Origin of the sequence: Bradyrhizobium sp. (assembly GCF_049798375.1) — a bacterium.
Taxonomy (GTDB): Bacteria; Pseudomonadota; Alphaproteobacteria; order Rhizobiales; family Xanthobacteraceae; genus Bradyrhizobium.
Genome location: NZ_JBARGP010000692.1, coordinates 1 through 2,316, shown reverse-complemented (window position 1 = coordinate 2,316; position 2,316 = coordinate 1). Strand labels below are relative to the sequence as shown.

Sequence of the window (2,316 nt, the reverse complement as noted above, 5' to 3'; positions counted from 1 at the left end):
GAGCGCGAGCGGCGGCCCGAGAGATTAGGCTGCGCGCGACGCCAATAAGGGTTGTCGAGACACATCGCCGGAAGTCCAGCCGTTGCCGCACGGCATTCGTCCCATGATCGATAGGCACACTGGATTTGCCTGCTGCCACCCCAGCTCCACTTCTCAAGGCAGACAGGGCCGCCGGCGGGATCGAAGGATTGAGCTGTCGCCGGAGCAATCAAAAGGATCGCCGCAGCACTCAGGATGAGCCAACGGAGCATTCGCATCGCCACCTCCTTCAAATCGTCAACCGAGCTTTCAGGTTCGACCTCTGCTCGACTGTGGATATAGGTCGTCCGGCCCGGTGTGCCATCATAAGTTCAAGGCACGGGCTGACTGAGGTGGCGACATCTTTCAGGCGCAACTGTCCCGCGAGACGTGCGTGCAAGCGAATGATCGGCTTCTGACCCTTGCCGCCGCTGAGCGGTACCCATCCGGTCCCGAACATCCTCGCTGTAGCTGGAAGCCCCTGGGAACCTCCCACGTGCCCAAGCGTCGACCTTACACTTATCGATTGCAGAGACAGCGCGAACAAGAAAGGCGGATCACGCTTCGCGGATCCGCGCTACGGCAAGTGGGCAGATCACGACAACGCCCCGAGCACGCCGCGCGTGGCCTGGTCGATCTCCTCGACATAGCGCCGGCGTGCAAAGGATTCGGTGAGGAAGCCGACCACCTTGCGGCTGTTCTCGGACTCCAGCACGGCGAGCACCTCGGCGCCGGAATCGTCGAAGATTTTCATCGCGGTCTTGACGTTCATCTCGGGCAATAGCGCGACGTCGATATATTTGGCGAGCTCGACCACCTGGATCTCGTCGGCGATCGAGTCGAGCTCGCCGGAGTACAGGTCCGGCAACGACACCAGCCCGCAATAATCGTCGCTGTTGTTGACCACCACCACCGCCTGGCGCGAGCCGAGCAGGAATTCGTGGCGGCAGGCCGCGATCGTGGTCGTGGTCGGGCACTTGGCGACGTCGGAGCGCATCATCCGCTCGACGGTTAGATTGCGCAGCCAGCCGACGTCGTTGGCGCTGCGGATGGTCTCGCCGCGCAGATGCAGCCGCCAGGTCGAGAACGAATGCCCGAACATGAAGCGGACGCAGATCGAGGTCACGATGCAGCCGGCCAGCACGACGGCGGTGACGTCGACATTGCGCGTCATCTCCAGCACCAGGAACGACATCGTCAGCGGACCGCCGACGATGGCGACGCCGAGGGTGGCCATGCCGGTCAGCATCGCCACCAACGGATCGACCGCGAAGGACGCGGGCACGATCATCGCAAGCAGCACGGCGAACAGCTTGCCGAGCAGGCTGCCGACGAACAGCGAGGCGAAAAACAGACCGCCGCGGAAGCCGGAGGCCAGCGAGATCAGGCAGGCGGAGAGCTTCAGCACGATCACCAGCGCGATCGTGGTCGCGAGCATCTCGCGATGCAGATCGAGCACCATCGCGCCGTGACCGGCCGCCAGCACCTGCGGCGTCACGATCGCCATCGCGCCGACGCAGACGCCGCCGACCGCCGGGCGAAGCCAGACCGGGAACCATTTGCGGACGAACAGGCGCTCGACATAGGACGAGCTGCGCATCACCACGATCCCGATCCCGCTCACCAGCAGGGCCAGCACGATCAGCGACAGATATTGCTCGAGCCCGACCGCGCCGACGCGCGGAACCTCGAGTGAATAAGGCGCGCCGCCGAGCCATTGCGCGGTCAGTGCGCCGGCGAGCGAGGCCGCCAGGATCGGCGCGGCGCTGCCGACCGAATAGACGCCGACGATCAGTTCGCAGGCATAGAAGGCGCCGGTGATCGGCGCGCCGAACGCCGCGGCGATCGCGGCGGCCGCGCCACAGCCGACGATGAGGCGGAGGTCGTTGCGGCGCAAGGTCAGATATTGGCCGAGCAGCGAGGCGGCGCCGGCGCCGATCTGGGTGTAGCCGGCCTCGAGGCCGACGGAGGCGCCCGATCCGTTCGACACCAGCGTCTGCCAGCTCACGATGATGCTGTCGCGGAGCGACAGGCGGCCGCCGCGCAGCGCATTGGCTTCGACCGGGTCGACGGCAGCGGCGATCTTCCAGCGGCGCCGCAGCCACTCCATGATCCCGAGCGACAGGCCGCCCAAGGCCGGTGCGATCAGTGCGATGATCGGATTGACCCAGTCGTTAGCGCTGAGCCTGACATCGATCCGGATGCCGTAAATCAGGACATGCGCGATCTGCGCGATCTCGCTCATCAGGGTCACGATCGCCCCGGCGATGATGCCGATCACGAGCGACAGCGGGATCA

The 2,316-nt window shown here is 65.4% G+C and carries 2 protein-coding genes; both read right to left on the bottom strand.

The genetic code is table 11. The annotated features are described in order from the left end of the window. A partial coding sequence (locus WA702_RS27010; protein ID WP_425113600.1) for a DUF3551 domain-containing protein occupies positions 1-251 on the bottom strand: 251 nt, incomplete at its 3' end. A 362-nt stretch (positions 252-613) separates the two neighbouring features. Next, positions 614-2,314 carry a chloride channel protein gene (locus WA702_RS27005; protein ID WP_425113599.1) on the bottom strand — a complete coding sequence of 567 codons (1,701 nt, stop codon included), beginning with the start codon at positions 2,312-2,314 and terminating at the stop codon, positions 614-616. Positions 2,315-2,316 lie beyond the last annotated feature (2 nt).